The following is a 21,693-nucleotide window of genomic DNA, read 5'->3' as shown; positions in this document are numbered from 1 at the left end:
GGTGTCGGCGGAGGTGAGGGCGACCGGGCGGCTGTCACGGGCCAGGTGCGCCGGTATACTGACGCGCGCCGCTTTGCCGGTGTACGGTCACGCAGACGAACACGGGGTCATGCATGCATATTCTTGTCAGTAACGACGACGGTTATCAGGCACCGGGCATCCAGTACCTGGCCGAGGAGCTGAGCCGGCTCGCGGACATTACGGTGGTCGCGCCGGACCGCGATCGCAGCGGCGCCAGCAACTCGCTGACCCTTGACCTGCCGATCCGGGCCGTGGAGATGCGCTCGCGCTGGTTCCGCGTTGAGGGCACGCCCACCGACTGCGTCCACCTGGCCGTGACCGGGCTGCTGGACAGTGATCCCGACATGGTGGTGTCGGGAATCAACGCCGGTGCGAACATGGGAGACGATGTGCTCTATAGTGGCACGGTTGCGGCGGCCACCGAAGGACGGTTCCTCGGTCTGCCGGCCATTGCCGTCTCGCTGGTGACCCAGGATCCGACCCATTACGAGACGGCGGGCCGGGTTGCCGCATTACTGGTCCAGCGGCTGATCAGCGATCCATTGCCGGCGGACACGATTCTCAACGTCAACGTGCCGGATGTGCCATGGGATCAATTGCAGGGTTTCGAGGCCACCCGCCTCGGGCAGCGACACCGCTCGGAACCGCTCATTCCCGCGCGCGACCCGCGCGACCGCCCGATCTACTGGATCGGGCCACCCGGGTCGGAGCAGGACGCCGGGGCAGGCACGGACTTCCACGCCGTACGCCGGGGGTATGTGTCCGTGACGCCGATCCAGGTGGATCTGACGCGATACCAGGCCCTGGACAAGATCGCCGGCTGGGTGACGGGGCTGAACGCATGATGGACGATCATCGTCGCCGCGGTATCGGCATGACCTCGCAGCGCACGCGCGAGCGACTGGTGCAGCGTCTGCGCGACGAGGGGATCCGCAATGAGACGGTGCTTTCCGTCATCGGCAGCACGCCGCGGCACCTGTTCGTGGATGAAGCGCTCTCCAGCCGCGCGTACGACGATACGGCGCTGCCCATCGGCGACGGCCAGACCATCTCCCAGCCCTACGTCGTCGCGCGCATGACCGAGGTGCTGATCGACGAAGGGATCCCGCAGCGCGTCCTTGAAGTGGGCACCGGGTCGGGTTATCAGGCCGCTGTCCTGGCTCAGCTGGTGCCCGAGGTCTACAGCGTCGAGCGTATCCGCAGGCTGCTGGAGCAGGCCCGCAAGCGGTTGCGGGAGCTGGGTTACCGCAACGTCCGGGTGCGCTTGGCCGATGGCAATACCGGCTGGGAAGGGGACGGACCCTTCGACGGCATTATCGTCACGGCGGCGCCCCAGGGCGTGCCCCGGGAGCTGCTGGAACAGCTTGCCGATGGCGGCCGCCTGGTCGCACCGGAAGGCGGGCAGGGGCAGGCGCAGGAGCTCGCCTGTTACCAGCGCCAGGGCGATGACATCTCCCGTACACGGCTTGGCCTGGTGAGTTTCGTGCCCATGCTTGGCGGCACCCAATGAACGGGCCGTTTACCAGGCTCTATACGTTCACCCTGCGCCTTGCGGCGCACCGGCACGCACCACGCTATCTGGCGGGGTTGAGTTTCGCCGAGTCGTCGTTCTTCCCCATCCCCCCGGATGTCATGCTCATGCCCATGGCGCTGGCGCAGCCGCGCAACGCCATGCGTTTTGCGCTGATCACCACCATCGCTTCCGTGCTCGGTGGTGTGCTGGGCTACATCATCGGCTACTTCGCCATGGAGCTGGTGGAGCCGTGGATCGTCAGCGCCGGCTACGGTGGTGCTCTGGAACAGGCCCGGGAGTGGTTTCTGATCTACGGCTTCTGGGTCGTGCTCATCGCCGGCTTCTCACCCGTGCCCTACAAGGCGTTCACCCTGGCCGCCGGAGGGCTGGCGCTGCCATTGCTGCCGTTCGTGCTCGCCTCGATCGTCGGGCGTGGCAGCCGTTTCTTCCTGGTTGCGGCGCTGGTGGGCTGGGGCGGCCCCAAGGTCGAGCCCTATCTGAAACAGTATCTGGACTGGATCGGCTGGGCGACCGTTGCGCTGCTGGTGGTGGCGTACTTCGTCTACCTCCACTGAGCGGGGCAGCGTCCGGATGGATGAACGTGCCAGAATACCGGAAGCCTGCCGCCACCAACGGATGACGATGACGTAATGGACTTCGGGCGCTTGTGGACCCCCCTGCTGCTCCCCTTCACAGCGTTGCTCGTCATCGGCTGTGCCGCGGATGGCCCCGCTCCCGTGCGCGACATCGGTGGCGGCGTACGGGGGGATGCCCACTATGAAGTCCAGTCCGGTGACACCCTCTACGGTATCGCCTGGGACCATGGTCTGGATCACAACGATCTGGCGGCCTGGAACGACATCGATTCGCCGGACCAGCTGCGCACCGGGCAGGAGCTGCGTCTGCGACCCCCGTCGGGGGATACGGCACGGGAGGCGCGCGCCGCCGATCCTGCACCGTCTCCAAGCCCCCGGCAGGAGGAGCCCGATCCGTCCGCGGACGATGAGCGAGTGGCCGAAGGCGATGCGCCCGGTGAGTGGATATGGCCAACAGACGGCGACGTGGTCGAGGGCTTCGTGCGTCGGGATGACGGCAAGCAGGGTATCAATATCGACGGCTCCGTGGGGCAGGACGTGGTTGCCGCGGCCGCCGGGCGGGTCGTCTACAGTGGCTCCGGGCTGGTGGGCTACGGCAACCTGATCGTTCTCAAGCACGGCGGTGACTATCTGAGCGCATACGGCTACAACAGCCGTCTGCTCGTCGAGGAGGGGGACGAGGTGGAGGCCGGCGATGTCATTGCCGAGATGGGTAACGCCAGAGGCTCCAGCGAGGCCCGCCTGCACTTCGAGCTGCGTCGCGCCGGGCAGGCGGTGGACCCGGAAGACTACCTGCCCTGACCGCGCGCACCCCGATCCCGGGGTAAAAATGCCTTTAAATGCGGCCATTGCCGGCGATCGAATCCCGTCGTTGCACCTGCTTTTGCTTGGGCATATAGTGGATTTCGAGGGCTTGGAGAACCGCCTTGACTCGCCCGCGCAGCGGCGTGGCCATGCCCGTTGCGGGGGGTGGGCAAGTGGAGGATGGCCATGACAAAAGAGACAATGGCAGAAGCGGCGCTGGAGCAGTTCCACGACGAGTCATTGGAAGCCAGCGGCGTTTCGGGAGGGGACGACATGACCATGGACGGCGCTGAAGCTGAAAAAGAGATCACGGAAGAATCGGGCCAGGATTCCAGTATTGAAGAGACGCGTTTCAAACCCGGTGAGGGTGCCGGAACGAGTCTGGACGCCACACAGATCTATCTCAACGAGATCGGGTACTCCCCGCTGCTGACCGCGGAGGAGGAAGTCTACTATTCGCGTCGGGCGCAACGCGGATGCGAGGATTCCCGCAGACGCATGATCGAGAGCAATCTGCGCCTGGTGGTCAAGATCGCCCGCCGGTACATGAACCGCGGTCTGGCGTTTCTGGATCTCATCGAGGAAGGCAACCTCGGCCTGATCCGGGCGGTGGAGAAGTTCGATCCGGAGCGTGGTTTCCGGTTCTCCACCTATGCAACGTGGTGGATCCGCCAGACCATCGAGCGGGCCATCATGAACCAGACCCGCACCATCCGGTTGCCCATCCACGTGATCAAGGAGATCAACCAGTGCCTGCGCACGGCCAGAAAGCTGACGCAGACGCTGGACCACGAGCCGTCGGCGGATGAAATCGCCCGGGTGCTCGACCGGCCCCTTGCCGACGTGCAGCGTATGCTCGGGTTGAACGAGGGCACCACGTCGGTGGATACGCCCATTGGCAAGGATGCGGACCGGGTGCTGCTGGATGCCATTCCGGACGAAAACAATCCCGATCCCTCGGCGCTGCTGCAGGACGGCGACGTGCTCAACCATATTGATAGCTGGCTTGCGCAACTCACTGAAAAGCAACGTGCAGTTGTGGAGCGCCGTTTCGGTCTGCACGGCCACGAGCGGTCCACGCTCGAGGAAGTGGGCCGCGACATCGGCGTCACCCGCGAGCGCGTGCGTCAGATCCAGATCGACGCGCTGCGCAAGCTGCGGGAAATGATGGAGCGCGAAGGTTTCTCCCAGGACGCCGTGTTCGGCTGAGTGGCCCTGGCGGGCATGGCGCCACCGGGTGGCGGCGCCATGCCCGATATGCCGGATTCAGTGCGGGTCCGGTTCGATCATGAACAGCACCGCCGCCACCTGTCGCCCTTCGGCGGCCAGCACGTTGTAAGTGCGGCAGGCCGCTTCCGTCGTCATCACCTCGATGCCCAGTCCCGCCTGGATGGTCCGCGCCATCAGTTCGCGGTCGGGGAACTGTTGCCACCGCCCGGTGCCGATCAGAACCAGCTCCGGCGCCATGGCCGCGATCGCGTCCATGTGACGGTTGCCGAGTTCGCCCACGTCGTCAGGTCCCCAGTCATCCTGCAGCTGGTCCGGGGTGAGGAGGAGCGTCCTGGTGACAGCGGTCTCGTTGACGGTGATGGAGCCCACATCGTAGCTGCGGATGCGATTGGCTTCGCCGGTATTCTCAAGGGTCAGCTTCATGGCAGATCCATTCGGGGTCGGTGTCGTGTTGCGGGTGAGACGCTCCAGTGTACCCCCAAGGATCCGGTTTCGGCAGGGTGGTTCTGATCGGGTGCCCGGGCTAGTACAATGCGCCGATGCTGCTGACCGGGTGAGTGAACGTGGATACCGAATTTCCCAGAATCAAGCGACTTCCGCCTTACGTTTTCAATATCGTCAATCAGTTGAAAGCGGAAGCGCGTGCGCGCGGTGAAGACATCGTGGACTTCGGTATGGGCAACCCGGATCAGCCCACGCCAAAGCACATCGTCGACAAGCTGACCGAGGCCGCGCAACGCCCCGACACCCACCGGTACTCGGTGTCCCGGGGCATCCCCCGCCTGCGGCGTGCCATCTGCAACTGGTACAGCGACCGTTTCGGCGTCAGCCTGGATCCGGAAAGCGAGGCCATCGTCACCATCGGCTCCAAGGAGGGGCTGGCCCATCTGGCCCTGGCAACGCTGGACGCGGGTGATACCGTGCTGGTGCCGAATCCGGCCTATCCCATCCACCCTTACGGTGTGGTCATCGCCGGGGGTGACATCCGTCACGTTCCGCTGGTTCCGGGTGTGGATTTCTTCGCGGAGCTGGAGCGCGCCATTCGCGAGAGCTGGCCGCGGCCGAAGATGCTCGTGCTCAATTTCCCCGGCAACCCGACGGGGCAGTGTGTTGACCTGGAATTCTTCGAGAAGGTGGTGGCGATCTGCCGTGAACACGGCATCTGGATCGTGCACGACATCGCCTACGCGGAGATCGTCTTCGATGGCTATCAGGCACCCTCGATCCTGCAGGTGCCCGGGGCCAAGGAGGTGGCGGTGGAATGCTACTCCCTGTCCAAGTCCTACAACATGCCGGGCTGGCGGGTAGGCTTCGTGTGCGGCAATGCCGAACTCATCGCCGCCCTTGCGAGGATGAAGTCCTACCTGGATTACGGTATGTTCACGCCCATTCAGGTGGCCGCGATTGCCGCGCTGGAGGGCCCGCAGGATTGCGTCGACGAGATCCGCGAGACCTACCGGCGGCGTCGGGACGTTCTCTGCGAGGGTCTGGATGCCCTGGGATGGCCTGTGGAGAAGCCCAGGGGCACCATGTTTGTCTGGGCCCGGATACCGGAACAGTACCGGGGCATGGGGTCACTGGAATTCGCCAAGAAGCTGTTGCGCGACGCGAAGGTTGCCGTCTCGCCGGGGGTTGGATTCGGCGAATATGGCGACGATCATGTGCGCTTCGGCCTGATTGAGAATGAACATCGGACCCGTCAGGCGCTCCGGGGCATCAAGGCGATGTTCCGTCGTGACGCCGAGGCGGGGGAGGTAAGTGCGTGACTGCTGTAAAAGTTGGCCTGCTGGGCCTCGGTACCGTGGGTGCCGGGACCATCAATCTCCTGGAACGGAATAACGACGAGATCGCCCGTCGCGCCGGCCGCGGTATCGAGGTGGTTGCCGCCGCCGCGCGCAATCTCGATCGGCCCCGGGGCTGCTCCACCAAGGGGATCCGCCTGACCACGGATCCGTTCGAGGTGGTCAACGACCCGGAGACCGAGATCATCATCGAGCTGATGGGTGGTTACGAGCCGGCGCGGGAGCTGGTGATCCAGGCCCTCAGGAACGGCAAGCACGTGGTCACGGCCAACAAGGCGCTGATCGCGCTGCACGGCAACGAGATCTTCGGTCATGCCCGTGACAACGGTGTCACCGTGGCGTTCGAAGCGGCCGTGGCCGGCGGTATCCCGATCATCAAGAGCATTCGCGAGGGGCTGGCGGGCAACCGCATCGAGTGGCTTGCCGGCATCATCAACGGCACAGCCAACTTCATTCTCTCGGAGATGTACTACGAGGGGCGGCAGTTCGGTGACGTGCTGGCGGAAGCACAGCGCCTCGGGTATGCCGAGGCGGACCCCACGTTCGACGTGGAAGGTGTGGACGCGGCCCACAAGCTGACCATTCTGGCCTCCATTGCCTTCGGGATCCCGCTGCAGTTCGACAAAGTGCATGTGGAGGGGATTACCCATATCAGCCGCGAGGATGTGGCCTACGCCGAGGAGCTGGGCTACCGGATCAAGCACCTGGGGATCTGCCGCCAGACCGACGAGGGCGTCGAGCTGCGCGTGCATCCCACGCTGCTGCCGTCACGCCAGCTGCTGTCCAGCGTGGACGGGGTCATGAACGCGGTCATGGTCATGGCCGACGCCGTGGGGCCGACCCTCTATTACGGCGCCGGCGCCGGCGCGGACGCCACCGCCTCGGCGGTGGTCGCCGACCTGGTGGACGTGGTGCGCGAGTTCGAGCTGGATCCGGTGAACCGGGTCCCCTATCTCGCGTTCCAGTCCACTGCGCTGTCGGACAAGCCCGTGCTGCCGGTCTCCAATATCGTCACGGCCTATTACCTGCGCATGGAGGTGGCGGATCAGCCCGGCGTGCTGGCGGACATCACCCGCATCCTCGGGGAAGCCGGCATCAGCATCGAGGCCATCCTGCAGAAGGAGCCCGCCCCGGGCGCCGAGCACGTGCCCGTCATCCTGCTCACGCACCCCGTGCGCGAGCGGCAGATGGACGAGGCGCAGGAGCGCATGGAGGCGCTGGAGGCCGTGCAGGGGCGGATCACCCGTATCCGTCAGGAACAGTTGCAGTAATCGCCGGAGACTCCGGCCGCACCCCAGGGAATCAGACAATGCCATTTCGAACGCGTTATACCGGCCTGATCGCCAAATACCGTGACCGCCTGCCGGTGAGCGACGACGCCCGTCCCATCAGCCTGGGCGAAGGCAATACGCCACTGATCCGGCTGAACAACATCCCCAAGGATCTGGGCTGTGATGTCGATCTCTACGTCAAGTACGAGGGCCTGAATCCCACCGGCTCGTTCAAGGACCGGGGCATGACCATGGCGGTCACCCGGGCGCTGGAGGAGGGCAGCCAGGCCATTATCTGTGCATCCACGGGGAACACGTCCGCTTCGGCTGCGGCCTACGCCGCCCGGGCGGGAATGAAGGCGTTCGTGCTGATCCCCGACGGCAAGATCGCCATGGGCAAACTGGCCCAGGCGATCATGCACGGTGCCGAGGTGCTGCAGATCGCCGGCAACTTCGATGCCGGTATGCGGATCGTCAAGGACATGGCCGATCATGCGCCGGTCACCATCGTCAACTCCATCAATCCCTACCGCCTGCAGGGGCAGAAGACCGCCGCATTCGAAATCGTCGAAGAGCTGGAGCGGGCCCCCGATTACCACTGCCTGCCGGTGGGCAACGCGGGCAATATCACCGCGCACTGGATCGGCTACTGCGAGGCTGCCGGTCGCCGCAGTGACCACCTGACCGACGCCTGCTCGTTCTGCCATGGTCAGTGCCGCTATGCCAGCGCCATCGTCGGGGATCGCCCGACCATGGTGGGCTACCAGGCCAGTGGCTCCGCACCGTTCCTGCGCGGCGAAATGGTCGAGGACCCGGACACCGTGGCCACGGCTATCCGCATCGGCCATCCCCAGTCCTGGGACTACGCCTGGAAGGCGAGTCAGGAATCCGGTGGCTGGTTCGACGAGTGCAGCGATGAAGAGATCCTGGAGGCGCAGCGCTGGCTGGCCGCGCGGGAGGGCGTGTTCTGCGAACCGGCGTCTGCGGCATCCGTGGCCGGCGCCATGCGCGACATCCGCAACGGCAAGATCCCCGAGGGCAGCACCGTGGTCTGCACGCTCACGGGCCACGGCCTGAAGGATCCGGATATCGCCATCCAGCAGTCGGCGAATGCCATCAGTACCATTCCGGCGGAACTGGACGCTGTGCGCAGCGCCATTCTTGATCGGCTGTAAACCCGCACCGCCACGGGATGCCGTGGCGAGCGGGCAAGAGGGCTGACAGCGCATGGCCGAGTCGGTGCTCTGTTTTCGATTGCCGGGCCTGCTCGGGCCGCTGCCCGCGGATGCGGTCGGGCTGATCGCATCCGACGAGCGTCTCGAGCAGCTCGCCGGACTCCTCTCCCGTGGGCGGCGCCACCGTTCCGGAGGAGCCCCGCCGCTGGTTGCTCCCGGGTTCACGCTGGCGCCGTCTTCGGAGTCCCCGCCGATCGGGCCGTTGAGTTTCCTGGGCGATGGCGGGGAGCCGGGAGCGGCGTACTGGCTGCGGGCCGACCCCGTCCAGCTCGTGGCCGACCGCGATCAGGTCCGGCTGCTCGGGCCGGAGACCCTCGCCCTGCGGATGGATGAGGCCGAGCGCCTGGCCCGGGACTTCAACGCCTTCTTTGGCGGTGACGGTGTCGAACTGCACGTCCGCGCCGCGACGCGCTGGTATCTGCGCTGTTCCGATGTGCCTGCCATTGAGACCACGCCGTTGCCCCATGTGTCCGGGGGCGCCGTGGCAGCGGCATTGCCGACAGGACAGGACGCCGCCGCCTGGCGTGCACGGCTCAACGAGATCCAGATGTTTCTCCACGGTCATCCGGTTAACCAGGAGCGCGAGACCCAAGGCCTGCCGCCGGTCAACGGGATCTGGCCATGGGGCGGTGGCCATTTGCCCGATGTGAGTGGCCGCTGGGCCCGGGTATTCAGTGACGATCCGTCGGTGGCCGGGCTGGGCCGTCGCGCGGGTGCCATCGTGAGTGGCTGGCCGGAGGACCCGGACGAGGTCCTCCGGCCGGGACGAGGTGACACGCTCGTCGCAGGCGCCATGCCCGCGGTCAGCGACGGCGAGACGTTCGCCGAATGGGAGCAGGCGGTGTTGGGGGTTGCGTCCCGTTGGGTTCCCGCGCTGGAGACTGCGCTGCGCAGCGGCGCGTACGATGTCGTGCAGATTGATGCCGGCGCCGCCGGGGTGTGGCGCATTCGTCGCCGTGATCGCCTGGCGTTCTGGCGGCGGTCCCGCTCCCTCGCAAGACTGCTGTTGACGGAATGATGCACGGGCGGGCCATTCAGCGACGTCATGTGGATCCTGACGCCGTCGAGCGGATCGACGGCGTCCACCCGGTTCTCAGGCGGGTTTATGCGGCCCGTGGCATCCGCCGGGCAGACGAACTGGATATGGAGCTGGGGCGCCTCGCACCGCCCGCCGCGCTGTCGGGCCTTGACGCGGCCGTGCCCGTTCTGGCGGACGCGGTAAGGGATGGGCAGCGCATCCTGATCGTGGGTGACTTCGATGCGGACGGTGCGTCCAGCTGCGCCCTTGCCATGCTTGCGTTGCAGGACATGGGTGCCGCGGCGGTGGATTTCCTGGTGCCGAACCGCTTCGAGTTCGGCTACGGCCTCAGCCCGGAGATCGTGACCGAAGCGCTCAAGCGCAGTCCGGACGTGGTCGTGACCGTTGATAACGGCATCTCCAGCGTTGACGGGGTGGCTGCCGCCCGGGAGGCGGGGGTCCGGGTCGTGGTCACGGACCACCATCTGCCGCCCGAGGCGCTGCCCGCGGCCGACGCACTGGTCAACCCGAACCTCCCGGGGGATGCGTTTCCGAGCAAGCATCTGGCGGGGGTGGGTGTCATCTTCTATGTGCTGGCCGCGCTGCGGCAGCACCTGCGGGATGCGGGCTGGTTCACGGGACGAGCCGAGCCCCGCATGGCGGACTATCTGGATCTGGTGGCCCTGGGCACGGTGGCCGATGTGGTGCCGCTGGATCGCAACAACCGGGTGCTTGTGGAGCAGGGGCTGCGGCGTATCCGGGCCGCCCGCTGCCGACCCGGCATTCGCGCATTGCTGGAGATCGCTGGCCGGGCGCCGGATGCGTGCACGGCCAGCGATCTCGGTTTCGCGGTCGGGCCCCGCCTCAACGCGGCGGGCCGTCTGGACGATATGGCGGTCGGGATCCAGTGCCTGCTGGCCACGACCGTCAGCGCTGCCAATCAGCACGCCCAGCGCCTGGAGGCGCTCAATCGCCGCAGGCAGGATATCGAGGCCCGGATGGAAGCCGAAGCGGTATCTGCCGTGGACACGCTCAGCCGCAGCCTGGAGACCGAACAGGGATTGCCGTCGGCGATCTGTGTTGCCGATTCCGGCTGGCACCAGGGCGTTGTCGGAATCGTTGCGTCGCGCCTGAAGGAGCGTTTTCACCGGCCGGTCATTGCATTCGCGCCGGTCGGTGACGGTGAGCTGAAGGGGTCCGGGCGGTCGGTGGACGGGCTCCATATGCGCGACGCGCTTGAACAGGTCGCCACCAGTGCGCCAGGACTCATACACCGGTTCGGCGGGCACGCTGCCGCCGCCGGCCTGAGTCTCGACGAAACGCGGCTGGATGCCTTTCGCGCACGCTTTCAGGCCGTGGTGGACGAACGCCTGGGACGGTCTAATCTGGGAGGGGTGTGCCTGACGGACGGCCCGCTTGCGCCTGCAGAGCTGAACATGGAGGTGGCCCGGGCCATCCGCACTGGTGGTCCCTGGGGGCAGGCGTTTCCCGAGCCGCGTTTCGATGGTGTTTTCGAGGTCGTCGGTGCCCGCGTGGTCGGCGATCGCCACCTGAAGCTCAGGCTGCTCCCCGAGGGCGGGCGGACGGCGGTGGATGCCATCGCTTTTCGTGCCGTGGATGCAGGGTGGGGTGACGACCTGTCCGGTTACGTGCGGGTTGCGTATCGGCTCGACGTCAACACCTGGCGGCAGCGGGAGTCCCTGCAGCTGGTGGTGGAGCAGCTGCAGCAGGGAGTGTGACCTGGCTGGCAGAATTTGTCCGCAGGTGCGTGGTTTTGACCGCCGCGTGGTTTAGCATGTCGGGACAGAGTGCGGGTCGCTCTCGAGTGGCTGGCGAACGTGGGCAACACGACCGGTGGTGAATGACAGAGCGTGGGTCGGACAGTTCCGCTGTCGGGGGAGCGAGTTCAATCGACGAGGAGGGGGCGTCGACGCTGGCTGATGAGCGCAGCGATTTTCTGCGCCTGATCGCCGATCTCGCGAGCCGTTTCATCAGCGTCCAGGCATCGGACGTGGGCGCTGAAATCGATCGCGCGCTGAGTGATATCGCGGCGCTTGCCGACGTGGATCGTGCTTACCTGATCCAGTGCGAAGACGGTTCCGCCGCGCTGCGGTGCACGCACGAATGGTCTGCCGAGCAGGTTCGGCCCACCCGTCAGCGCCTGCAACCCGTGCCAGGCGACAGCTTCCGCTGGATCTCGGCAGAGCTCGACGCCGGGCGCATCGTCAATGTCGGCGATGTGCAGCAGATGCCCGCCGAAGCGGCACGGGACCGCCAGGTGCTCGAGAAGCACCAGGTCCGCGCCGTACTGATCTGTCCGCTGATCGTCAACGGGCAGCGGATCGGCTCCGTCGGGTTCGACATGGCGCGGTGGCCGCGGCACTGGAGCACGGACCTGGAGCTGTTGCTGTCCTTGACCGGGAAGATGATTCTCGGGGTTCTCAAGCGCCAGGAAATGGATCAGTCCCTGATCGCCAGTCGCCAGCGCTATGAGGACCTGATCGAGAATTCGGCCGAGGCGATCATTGTCCTCGACGTGGCCACCAACCGCATTGTCGACGGCAACGGCAACACCACCCGGCTGTTCGGTGTCGACCGGGACGAGCTGACGGGCGTGAATCCGGAGCGGTTTCTGCCGCCGCGACAGCCTGACGGCAGTGACTCCCGTCGGCGGGCGCGCGAGATCGTTCGCCGGTGTCTGGATGGTGAGCGGGTCGTCCTCGACTGGACGTTCCGTGATCAGCTGGGCCGCGAGATTCCCTGCGAGGTACGTGCCGTCTCATTGCCGGTGAGCGATGGTCAGCGGATCCGCCTGTCCGTGCTGGATGTCAGCGATCGCAAGAAGGTCGAGCGGGAACAGATGAACTACCTGCGCCGGACCCGGGAGCAGCACCTGCGCCTGGGGCAGCTGGCGACGAGCCGCGCGCTGGCCGATGGTGACCTCACCGCGATCTACGAGGAGGTCACGGCGGCGATCCAGATGGTGCTGCGCGTCGAGCGCGTGGGCGTGTGGCTGTTCAACAGTGCCCATGATGCGCTGTATTGCGCCTGTCTGCGAGGGTTTCGCGGGCAGGTCGAGGCAGATCCGTTCCTGATCGGCACAGAGGCGAATCGCGGTTACCTGACCGGGCTTCAGAGCGGGCGTGCGGTTGCCGTGGAATGCACGGAGCGTGATGCGCGTGTCGAGGGCCTGCGCGAGGACTATCTGCGGCCCAGGGGGGTCACGGCCATGGTCGACGCGCCGATCCGGGTTTCCGGTCGCATGGTGGGGATCGTCTGTGCCGAGAAGGTGAACGGCGAACGTGCGTGGCAGCTGGACGAAGTCGGGTTTGTCGGCGCGATGGCAGATCAGCTGGCGCAGGCGCTGATCAACGCGGAGCGGGCCGAGGCGGCAGCCGCCCTGCGGCAGAGCGAGCAACGTTACCGAGCCCTGTACGATGACAATCCCTCCATGTTCTTCACCATCGACGAGGCGGGATTCATCCAGTCGGTGAACCGGTTTGCCGCCCGAACGCTCGGCTTCGGCGTCGAGGACCTCGTCGGCCTGCCTTTCGATGTGCTTCACGAGGGCGAGTCCGCAACCGACGTGGACGAGAACCTCCAGGAGTGTGTGGCATCTCCCGGGCGCGTGCATCGCTGGGATTCACGGCTGCGCCGTCAGGATGGCGGGGTCATCTGGGTCAGGGTCAGTGCCCGTGCGCAGGTGGATGCCGCCGGCGCGCTGCCGGTGCTGGTGGTCTGCGAGGACATTACCGAGGCGCGCAAGCTCTCCGAGGAGCTCAGCTACCAGGCGAGCCACGATGCGCTCACCGGGCTGTTCAACAGACGCGAGTTCGAGCAGCGCCTGCGTGCGCTTCTGGAACAGGTGCGTGACCGCGACGCGGAGCACGTGCTGTGTTATCTCGACCTGGACCAGTTCAAGGTCATCAACGACACCTGCGGGCACATGGCCGGTGACGAACTGCTCCGCCAGCTGAGCACCATGCTGCGGGAGAAGATCGGTGAGAACGATCTGCTGGCCAGGCTCGGGGGCGATGAGTTCGGCGTGTTGCTGGAGAATCGGGATGAGGCCAGCGCCTATGCCGTGGCCGACGACATGCGCCGCGCCATCGGGGACTTCCATTTCAGTTGGGGCGGGCGCAGCTTCGGGCTGGGGGTGAGCATCGGCCTGGTGCCGATTCTGCGTACCGCCGGCACCCTGCACGACATCATGAGCGTTGCCGACACCGCCTGTTATGCCGCCAAGGACCAGGGGCGCAACCGGATACACGTCTACCGGGAGGATGACGCGGAGCTGGCGCGTCGTCACGGGGAGATGGAGTGGGTGAGCGGTATCCGGGAGGCGCTCTCGGAGAACCGTTTCCGCCTGTACTACCAGCCCATCGTTCCTCTGCAGAACGATACCGCGGAGCTGCACTACGAGCTGCTCCTGCGGATGGAGGGCGAGAGCGGCATGCTGACCATGCCGACGGCGTTTCTGCCGGCCGCCGAGCGCTTCAACCTGATTCCCGGGGTCGACCGATGGGTTGTCGATCAGGCACTGTCCTGGCTGGAGGCGCGGCCGGCCCACATGGACATGCTGACGACCTGTGCCATCAACCTCTCGGGACTGTCCCTGGGGGAGGAGGACTTCCTGGGATGGATTCTCTCGCGGCTTGATGCCGCCCGGGTTGACCCCCGCAAGATCTGCTTTGAGGTAATGGAAACCGCGGCAATCCGGAATCTCTCCGTGGCCACGGACTTCATGCGGCGTCTGCGCCGGCTCGGCTGCCGGTTCGCACTGGACGATTTCGGCAGCGGCCTGTCGTCTTTCGGCTATCTCAAGAACCTGCCCGTGGACTCCATCAAGATCGATGGTGTCTTCGTCAAGGACATGGTCTCGGATCCGGTCAATCGTGCCCTGGTGAAATCCATCAACGAGATTGGCCACGTCATGGAGAAGCGCACGGTGGCGGAGTTCGTGGAGAGCGAGGCCCTGCGGCGCGCGTTGACCGACATCGGCGTTGATTACGGCCAGGGGTTCGGAATCGCCATGCCCCGGCCGGTGAACGATCTGGACCACCAGACCGGGTGGGTATCCGGCACCCGCTGACCCCGGCTTGATGCCGGGGTCAGCGGGGCGGGGTCAGTCGTCGTTGCTGCTCAGGCCCCAGCGCTTGGCGGTCTGCGGTTCGTGCTTGAGCAGGTAGAAGTCCGCCAGAATCTCGGAGCTGACGTCGAGCAGGGTATCCGGCCCGTCTTCGCGCTCGAGTTCATCGATGCTCTCCAGCGGATCCAGGCCCTGGATCTCCCGGTGCTCGTTCGCCTTGCGCAGCCGCGCCTCATTGCGTTCCTCGCGCTCCTGCTCCCGAACACTGCGGTTGAGAGAGACTTCCGTGCGGTTACGGGCCTCGCGGATCTGGCCGAGCTCATCCAGCCACGCCTTGTAGGCCTGGTGGTCGGCGACCCGGTGGTCATGCCGCTCCTTGAGCAGCGGCAGCAGGTTGCCCAGTTCATCGATGCGGGTGAAGTCCACAGCTTCGATTTCGTCCCAGGGGAGGGGGTTGTCGGACGCGCTCTCGCCGAGCTCGTCGTCGTCGAAGGCGGACGGGAAACCGATGTCCGGGATGATGCCCTTCTTCTGGGTGCTGCTACCGGTGACCCGGTAGAACTTGGCAATGGTCATCTTCAGGCGGCCTGTTTCGGCCGTGGGGTCGTTGCTGAACCGGCTCAGGTCGACCATGGTCTGGACCGTGCCCTTGCCGAAGGTCTGCTCGCCCAGCACGATGCCGCGGCCGTAGTCCTGCATGGCGCCGGCGAAGATCTCGGATGCCGACGCGCTCTGCCGGTCGACCATCACCGCAAGCGGGCCGTCGTAGACCGTTTCCCCGTCCTGGTCGCGCATGATCTCGGTCTGACCGTCGCTACGGCGGATCTGCACCACCGGACCTCCGGGCATGAACAGGCCGCTCATGTCCACGGCCTCCTGCAGCGAGCCGCCGGAGTTGCCCCGCAGGTCGATGATCAGCCCGTCGACGCCTTCGTCCTTGAGCTCATCGAGCAGGCGGCGAACGTCCCGCGTGGTGCTGCGGTAGTCATCGTCACCTGCCTGGGCGGCGGCGAAGTCGGTGTAGAACGTGGGAATGGTGATCACGCCGATCCGGTGCGTGCCGTCATCCCGTTCGACTTCCCGGATCTCCTTCTGTGCCGCCTGTTCCTCCAGCGCGATTTCGTTGCGCTCCAGGGTCACGGTGCGGGGGGCGGAATCGGAGTCGTCGCCGGGCATGATCCGCAGGCGTACCGTGGACTCCTTCGGCCCGCGGATGCGATCGACCACATCCTGCAGGCGCCAGCCGACCACATCGACCATGTCCTCGTCCTCGTCGGCAACCCCGATGATGCGGTCGCCCGGGGAGAGTTCGCCGCTCTGGTCGGCCGGGCCGCCGGGGACCAGTTCCATGATCTCGGTGAAGTCCCGGCGCGTGCGCAGCATCGCGCCGATGCCCTCCAGCGAGAGCTGCATCTGGATGTCGAACTCCTCGGAGTTGCGCGGCGACAGGTAGTTGGTGTGCGGATCGAATGCACGGGACCAGGCGCCCATGTAGTTCTCGAAGATCTCCTCCGAGTCCGACCGTTTCATGTTGTCCGCAACGTTGGTGTAGCGGCTCCGGAGCATCTCCATGGTCTGCTCCTCGTCCTCGCCGCCGAGGAGCATGGTCAGCGCGTCGTTCTTGATACGCTGGCGCCAGAGGCGGTCCAGGGCTTCTTCGTCGGCAACCCAGTCTTCCTCGTACCGGTTCAACTCCAGCGTCTGGTCCGTGTCGAAGTCGATCCCGCCGTCGAGGACGTCGTGGGCGAACTCGGCACGCTCGACCGCACGCCGTTTGAGGCGGTCATAGATCCGGTACGCCAGATCGATGTCCCCTTCCATGAGCATGTCGTCCAGGTCATGCCGATGGTTGCGGAACTCCTCCACGTCGTCCTGGGTGAAGTAGTAGCGCTCGGGGTCGAGCACATCCAGGTAGGTATCCAGTACCCGCTCGGAGAGCTCATCGTCAATGGAGAGCCCGCCGAAGTGCTGATGGGCCAGCAGTCTCGCAATCAGGCGCGCCGTCTCCGGGTGGCTGCTGGAGGGTTCGACATAGCCGTTGCTGTCGGAATCCGCCCAGCTCGCGCTCAGGCCGCCGGCGAGCATGAGCGCCATGGCCGGGATCATGATGCGGCGTAGCAGTGAGTTCAGCATTGTATTACCTATCATTCAGGGCACGTATCCCGCTATGGGTCAGGACGCCAGGCTCTTCGTAATGACTTCCTGCAGGTCTTTCGACAGCTTAGGCGTATTTCCGATCCGTTCCAATTGTTCAAACATGTGGCCGGCCCGTCGAGGGTCCAGCCGACGCCAGCGCGTCAGGGGCAGAACCAGGCGCGCGGCCATCTGCGGGTTCATGGCGTTGAGCTCGACCACGTAATCCGCCAGCAGGCGGTATCCGGCGCCATCCGTGCGGTGGAAGCCCACCGGGTTGGATTGGCTGAACGCACCCAGCAGGGCCCGGACCCGGTTCGGGTTGCGGATATCGAACCCCGGGTGGGCCGTGAGCGCGCGGACCCGCTCCAGGGCGTTGCGTCCGGTGGCAGTTGCCTGCAGGCGCAACCATTTGTTGATCACCAGCGGTTCATGCCGCCACTGATCATGGAATGCCGCAACGAGGCGGTCCGCCGTGGAGCCGCCGTGCTCGATCAGTACCTCGAGCGCCGCCAGGCGGTCGCTCATGTGGGTGGCGGCGTGATACTGCCGCATGGCCAGCTCCGCGCCCTGGGGGCCTGCCGCCCCCAGGTAGGAGAGTGCCAGATTTCGCAGGCGCCGGGCTGACGCACCGTTCACACCCGGGGCATGCGGATCGCACTGGTCGTGGATGGTGCGCCATGCGTCGGCGAAGCTGCTGCCGAACCGGTTTCGCAGCGCTTCGCGCGCCGTGTGGATCCCGTCGATGTCGGCGACCACCTGCTGCTCTGCGATATAGTCCTCGCTCGGGAGGGTCAGCACCTCCGCGACGAACGCCGGATCCGTCCGCCAGCCCGAGAGCACGTGGTGGACCGCCTCACGAAGCGGCTCGGAGAGCTCGGGCGGCTGGCCGGATTCCACGCTGGCGAGCAGGGTGTTGAGCAGCAGCCGCTGCCCCGCGTCCCAGCGGTTGACCGGATCAGTATCGTGGGCGAGCAGCGTCAGCAGTTCGTCCTCGGAGTGAGCGTAGTCGAGCACCGCCGGTGCGGAGAAATCGCGCAGCAGGCTGGGAACCGGCGCTTCCGGGATGTCCTCGAAAACCAGCTCCATGCTGGCGTCCCGCAGGGCCACCACGCGCTCCAGTGGCGCCTGGCCGGTCTCGCCGGGCAGGCGCAGTGGCAGTGGCTGCCCGTCGCCGGTGAGCAGCCCCAGACGCACGGGCAGGTGCAGGGGGAGTGCATGCGTCTGGCCCGGCCTGGCCGGCGTATGCTGGCTCAGCTGCAGGTGATACCGCCGCGTGGAGGCATCGTAACGCCCGCCGGCCTGCACCACCGGCGTCCCCGCCTGGGTGTACCAGCGGCTGAACTGATCCAGGTCGACGTGGTTGGCGTCGGCCATGGCGGCGAGGAAATCCTCGCAGGTGACCGCCTGCCCGTCGTGGCGCTGGAAGTAGAGGTCCATGCCGCGGCGGAAGCCGTCCTCGCCCAGCAGGGTGTGGTACATGCGGATGACTTCCGCACCCTTGTCGTAGACGGTCGCGGTGTAGAAGTTGCTGATTTCCAGGTAGGACTCGGGGCGGACGGGGTGGGCCATGGGCCCGTCGTCCTCCGGGAACTGGATGGACCGCAGCAGCCGGGTGTCCTGGATGCGCTTCACCGCCGGTGACCCCATGTCCGCGCAGAACTGCTGCTCCCGGAAGACCGTCAGCCCCTCCTTGAGGCTGAGCTGGAACCAGTCCCTGCAGGTCACGCGGTTGCCGGTCCAGTTGTGGAAATACTCGTGGGCAACCACCGCCTCCACGGTCTCGAAGTCGCCGTCGGTGGAGATGGTCTCGTCGGCCAGGACGCAGACCGTGTTGAAGATGTTGAGCCCCTTGTTCTCCATGGCGCCCATGTTGAAGTCATCCACGGCCACGATCATGTACGTGTCCAGGTCGTATTCCAGGCCGTAGGTGTCCTCGTCCCACGCCATGGCCTTGCGCAGAGAGCGCATGGCATGCGCGGTCTTGCCCGCATTGGCGTGCTCCACGTACAGGTGAAGCTGGATGTCCCGCCCGGATCGGGTGGTGTAGCGCTCCTCGTGCAGATGCAGGTCACCCGCCACCAGTGCAAACAGGTAGGTGGGTTTCGGGTGGGGGTCGTGCCATGTGGCCCAGTGCCGGCCGTCGGCGCGCTCGCCGTGGTCGACGCGGTTGCCGTTGGCCAGCAGCACGGGGTAGGGCTCCGGGTCGGCGATCAGCGTGACCGTGTAGGTCGTCATGACGTCCGGGCGGTCCGGGAAGTAGGTGATGCGGCGGAACCCTTCCGGCTCGCACTGGGTGCAGAACAGCCCGCCGGAGCGGTACAGGCCGTCCAGGGCGGTATTCTCCTGCGGGTGGATCACGGTCACGATCTCGATGGTGGCTTCGGCCGGCAGCGCGAGCAGCGTCAGGCCCTCGGGGTCCTCGAGATAGGCGTCCCCGGACACCGGGGCGCCGTCGACGTGCAGCGACTGCAGCTCCAGGTGCCGGCCGTGCAGCCTCAGGGGCTGCGGATCTTCACCAGGGGGAACGTTGGCGCGCACCCGGAACCGGGAACGGACTTCCGTGTACGCGTCGCCGAGATCAAAGGTCAGCTCAAGGGCATCAACCAGGTGGGTTGGCGGTGTGTAGTCCCTGAGCCGGACCGGTTGCAATGACGTCATCGAGCCCCTCTTCAGCGTGAAGCGTCCCTGCGGCGAGCCAGGGCGCCGCGCTCCGGCCTGCAGGATCGTGGAACAGGCACGATAACAGGCCGTTTCCCCGCTGTCCCATGGATCCCGCGGACTGGTCCGGAATTGCTACTATCGGCGCTTTCGCATGGAAGGAGGCAGGTGTTGAGTCAACCGGCGCACGATGACGGCGTGACAGCGCACGGCGGCAGGCGGGAGTTCTCCCTCTGGCAGCTGTTTGTGATGGTCTTCCTGCCTTTCGCGGCGGGGTATTTCCTGTCCTACCTGTTTCGCACGGTCAATGCGGTGATCGCCACGGATCTTGAGCGTGACGTGGGGTTGTCCGCGTCCGATCTCGGGTTGCTCACGGCCGCCTACTTCCTGTCGTTTGCCCTGTTCCAGCTGCCCCTGGGGGTGTTGCTGGACCGCTACGGCCCGCGCCGGGTGGAGGCCGTGCTGCTCGTGATCGCCGCCGCTGGTGCCGTGCTGTTCGCAGTGGGCGAGGGGATGGCCGAACTCAGCATCGGCCGCGCGCTCATCGGGCTCGGTGTGTCCGCATGCCTGATGGCCAGTTTCAAGGCGTTCAGCGCCTGGTTTCCGGCGGAGCGCCTGCCGCTGGTCAACGGCTGTCTGCTGGCGTTCGGCGGGTTCGGCGCCATGGCGGCCACCAGTCCCGTGGAGATGGCGCTCGGCTGGGTGGATTGGCGCACCATCTTCCTGGGGTTGGCCGTGGCCTGCGTGGTCACGGCCCTGGCGGTCTGGTTCGTGGTGCCGGATGAGAGCCGTGAGGCGCGCGGAGGCAGGCTACGGGATCAGCTTGCCGGCCTGCGGCATGTGCTCACCAGCCAGTACTTCTGGCGCATCGCACCGCTGGCGATGCTGACCCAGGGAGGCTCTCTGGCCATCCAGGGCTTGTGGGCCGGGCCGTGGATGCGCGATGTGGCGGAGATGTCCCGGCAGGCGGTTGCGGACACACTGCTTCTGATTGCGCTCGCCATGGCGGTCGGATTCGCCGCCTGGGGCGTCATCAGTGATCGCCTGGTGCGCCGCGGGGTGCAGCCGGTACACGTGCTGACCCTGGGGGTCGTGCTGTTCCTGGCGTGCAAGGCGGTGCTCGTGGTGCAGCCGCAAGCGGGTGTGGTGCCGCTATGGATGGCGTTCGCGTTCTTTGGTACATCGGGCACCCTGGTTTACGCGATGATTTCGCAGCAGTTTCCGGCGGCGCTCTCCGGTCGTGCCAACACCGCGGTGAATCTTGCTGTATTCGTGGGGGCTTTCGTGTTGCAGTGGGGTATCGGGTTTGTGATCGAAGTCCGTGAGTTCCCTGATGGTGGTGGGTATGCTCCATCAGGGTATGCGCTTGCTTTCGGGGGTGTGCTGGCCCTTCAGATCGCAGCCTTTGCCTGGTTCCTGCTGCCACGGCGGCACAAGGGGGTGACATGATGTTTGGATTTTTCGGTTTCGGGTCGTTTGCTGCCCTGGAGCAGCCGGAACTGGAGGTTGTCCATCGCGCTCCTGCTGCGGAGAATCGGCGTGATGCACCGCCTTTGCTGTTCGTGCACGGTGCCTATGCAGGCGCCTGGTGCTGGGACGAGCACTTCCTGCCCTGGTTCGCGGAGCAGGGGTTCGATGCCTACGCCGTGAGCCTGCGTGGCCACGGAACCAGCCATGGCCGGGATACGCTGCACCAGGCAGGGGTGCGCGACTACGTGGCGGATGTCCACAACGTGGTCGAATCCATGGACCGTCGCCCGGTGATCGTCGGCCACTCCATGGGCGGTATGGTGGTGCAGAAATACCTGGAGCAGTACGAGGCGGCGGGCGCGGTGCTCATGGCCTCCGTTCCGCCGGGTGGGCTCAGCAGTTCCGTCATGCGCCTGATGACCTCCGATCCGCTGCTGTTCGCGCAGATCTCCATGGTGCAGGGCGGGGCGCGGGACCTGGTGGATACGGAAAACGCCGGGCGTGCCATCTTCTCCGACGACCTGGACCCGGTGCTGCGGGACGGTTACGGCGCCCGCATGCAGAGCGAGTCCCAGCGCGCGCTGATGGACATGACCTTCATGGATCTGCCGCGCCGCTGGCGGATGCACATTCCGCCCATGCTGGTGTTGGGCGCCGGCCGGGATGCGCTGTTCTCCATCAGTGAAGTCAAGCGCACCGCGCGCAACTACCGCGCCGACCTGCAGATCTACCCCGACATGGCGCACGCCATGATGCTGGAAACGGGGTGGACGTTGCCGGCACGTGAAATCCGCGACTGGATCATCGAGCGCTCAGACGAGCTCCTGACCGAGACCGTCTGAGCGGCGCC

General features: G+C 66.1%; 16 protein-coding genes. 13 read left to right on the top strand and 3 right to left on the bottom strand.

All coding sequences use genetic code 11. The annotated features are described in order from the left end of the window. Positions 1-113 precede the first annotated feature (113 nt). The 5 genes from surE (at position 114) to rpoS (ending at position 4,143) form a co-directional block, all read left to right on the top strand. Positions 114-866: a 5'/3'-nucleotidase SurE gene (surE, locus tag BMZ02_RS02975; protein ID WP_091639788.1), complete on the top strand. Its 753-nt coding sequence runs from the start codon at positions 114-116 to the stop codon at positions 864-866. Further along, positions 866-1,531: a protein-L-isoaspartate(D-aspartate) O-methyltransferase gene (locus BMZ02_RS02970; RefSeq protein ID WP_091640384.1), complete on the top strand. Its 666-nt coding sequence runs from the start codon at positions 866-868 to the stop codon at positions 1,529-1,531. The genes surE and BMZ02_RS02970 overlap by 1 nt, the downstream gene beginning before the upstream one ends. Continuing rightward, positions 1,528-2,109 (top strand): YqaA family protein, encoded by a 582-nt coding sequence (locus BMZ02_RS02965; RefSeq protein ID WP_091639786.1) that lies wholly within the window; start codon positions 1,528-1,530, stop codon positions 2,107-2,109. The genes BMZ02_RS02970 and BMZ02_RS02965 overlap by 4 nt, the downstream gene beginning before the upstream one ends. Positions 2,110-2,184: 75 nt before the next feature. After that, positions 2,185-2,931 carry a peptidoglycan DD-metalloendopeptidase family protein gene (locus BMZ02_RS02960; RefSeq protein WP_091639784.1) on the top strand — a complete coding sequence of 249 codons (747 nt, stop codon included), beginning with the start codon at positions 2,185-2,187 and terminating at the stop codon, positions 2,929-2,931. 183 nt (positions 2,932-3,114) lie between these two features. Further along, the gene (gene rpoS / locus BMZ02_RS02955; RefSeq protein ID WP_425425062.1) at positions 3,115-4,143 is read left to right on the top strand and encodes an RNA polymerase sigma factor RpoS; all 1,029 of its coding nucleotides are present in this window, start codon (positions 3,115-3,117) and stop codon (positions 4,141-4,143) included. A gap of 57 nt (positions 4,144-4,200) precedes the next feature. Here the strand turns inward: rpoS and BMZ02_RS02950 are convergent, their stop codons facing one another. After that, on the bottom strand, positions 4,201-4,587 hold the full coding sequence (locus tag BMZ02_RS02950; RefSeq protein ID WP_091639781.1) for an Mth938-like domain-containing protein: 387 nt from the start codon (positions 4,585-4,587) through the stop codon (positions 4,201-4,203). 140 nt (positions 4,588-4,727) lie between these two features. On the opposite strand from BMZ02_RS02950, the gene alaC reads away from it, so the two are divergent. The 6 genes from alaC (at position 4,728) to BMZ02_RS02920 (ending at position 14,582) form a co-directional block, all read left to right on the top strand. Beyond that, a complete protein-coding gene (gene alaC, locus BMZ02_RS02945) occupies positions 4,728-5,930 on the top strand; it encodes an alanine transaminase (RefSeq protein ID WP_091639779.1) in 1,203 nt (400 codons plus the stop codon). Continuing rightward, the gene (locus tag BMZ02_RS02940; RefSeq protein ID WP_091639777.1) at positions 5,927-7,237 is read left to right on the top strand and encodes a homoserine dehydrogenase; all 1,311 of its coding nucleotides are present in this window, start codon (positions 5,927-5,929) and stop codon (positions 7,235-7,237) included. The genes alaC and BMZ02_RS02940 overlap by 4 nt, the downstream gene beginning before the upstream one ends. A gap of 38 nt (positions 7,238-7,275) precedes the next feature. Then, the gene (gene thrC, locus BMZ02_RS02935; RefSeq protein WP_091639775.1) at positions 7,276-8,412 is read left to right on the top strand and encodes a threonine synthase; all 1,137 of its coding nucleotides are present in this window, start codon (positions 7,276-7,278) and stop codon (positions 8,410-8,412) included. Positions 8,413-8,464: 52 nt separating this feature from the next. After that, positions 8,465-9,490 carry a hypothetical protein gene (locus tag BMZ02_RS02930; protein ID WP_091639774.1) on the top strand — a complete coding sequence of 342 codons (1,026 nt, stop codon included), beginning with the start codon at positions 8,465-8,467 and terminating at the stop codon, positions 9,488-9,490. Positions 9,491-9,519: 29 nt separating this feature from the next. Further along, on the top strand, positions 9,520-11,229 hold the full coding sequence (gene recJ, locus BMZ02_RS02925) for a single-stranded-DNA-specific exonuclease RecJ (protein WP_342707934.1): 1,710 nt from the start codon (positions 9,520-9,522) through the stop codon (positions 11,227-11,229). Positions 11,230-11,351: 122 nt separating this feature from the next. Beyond that, positions 11,352-14,582 carry an EAL domain-containing protein gene (locus BMZ02_RS02920; protein WP_091639770.1) on the top strand — a complete coding sequence of 1,077 codons (3,231 nt, stop codon included), beginning with the start codon at positions 11,352-11,354 and terminating at the stop codon, positions 14,580-14,582. A 33-nt stretch (positions 14,583-14,615) separates the two neighbouring features. Here the strand turns inward: BMZ02_RS02920 and BMZ02_RS02915 are convergent, their stop codons facing one another. Together BMZ02_RS02915 and pepN are read right to left on the bottom strand one after the other, a co-directional pair. Then, the gene (locus BMZ02_RS02915) at positions 14,616-16,727 is read right to left on the bottom strand and encodes a carboxy terminal-processing peptidase (protein ID WP_091639768.1); all 2,112 of its coding nucleotides are present in this window, start codon (positions 16,725-16,727) and stop codon (positions 14,616-14,618) included. Between the two features lie 24 nt (positions 16,728-16,751). Next, the gene (gene pepN, locus BMZ02_RS02910) at positions 16,752-19,373 is read right to left on the bottom strand and encodes an aminopeptidase N (RefSeq protein ID WP_091639767.1); all 2,622 of its coding nucleotides are present in this window, start codon (positions 19,371-19,373) and stop codon (positions 16,752-16,754) included. 171 nt (positions 19,374-19,544) lie between these two features. On the opposite strand from pepN, the gene BMZ02_RS02905 reads away from it, so the two are divergent. Together BMZ02_RS02905 and BMZ02_RS02900 are read left to right on the top strand one after the other, a co-directional pair. Beyond that, complete coding sequence (locus BMZ02_RS02905) at positions 19,545-20,822, top strand: MFS transporter (RefSeq protein WP_216110665.1); 1,278 nt, start codon at positions 19,545-19,547, stop codon at positions 20,820-20,822. After that, positions 20,819-21,685 (top strand): alpha/beta hydrolase, encoded by an 867-nt coding sequence (locus BMZ02_RS02900; protein ID WP_091639765.1) that lies wholly within the window; start codon positions 20,819-20,821, stop codon positions 21,683-21,685. Before BMZ02_RS02905 ends, BMZ02_RS02900 begins: the two co-directional genes overlap by 4 nt. Positions 21,686-21,693: the final 8 nt, after the last annotated feature.

This window comes from Aquisalimonas asiatica (assembly GCF_900110585.1).
GTDB classification, from domain to species: domain Bacteria; phylum Pseudomonadota; class Gammaproteobacteria; order Nitrococcales; family Aquisalimonadaceae; genus Aquisalimonas; species Aquisalimonas asiatica.
Note: the sequence above shows the minus strand (reverse complement) of the source record. Positions and strands in the feature narration are given on the sequence as shown.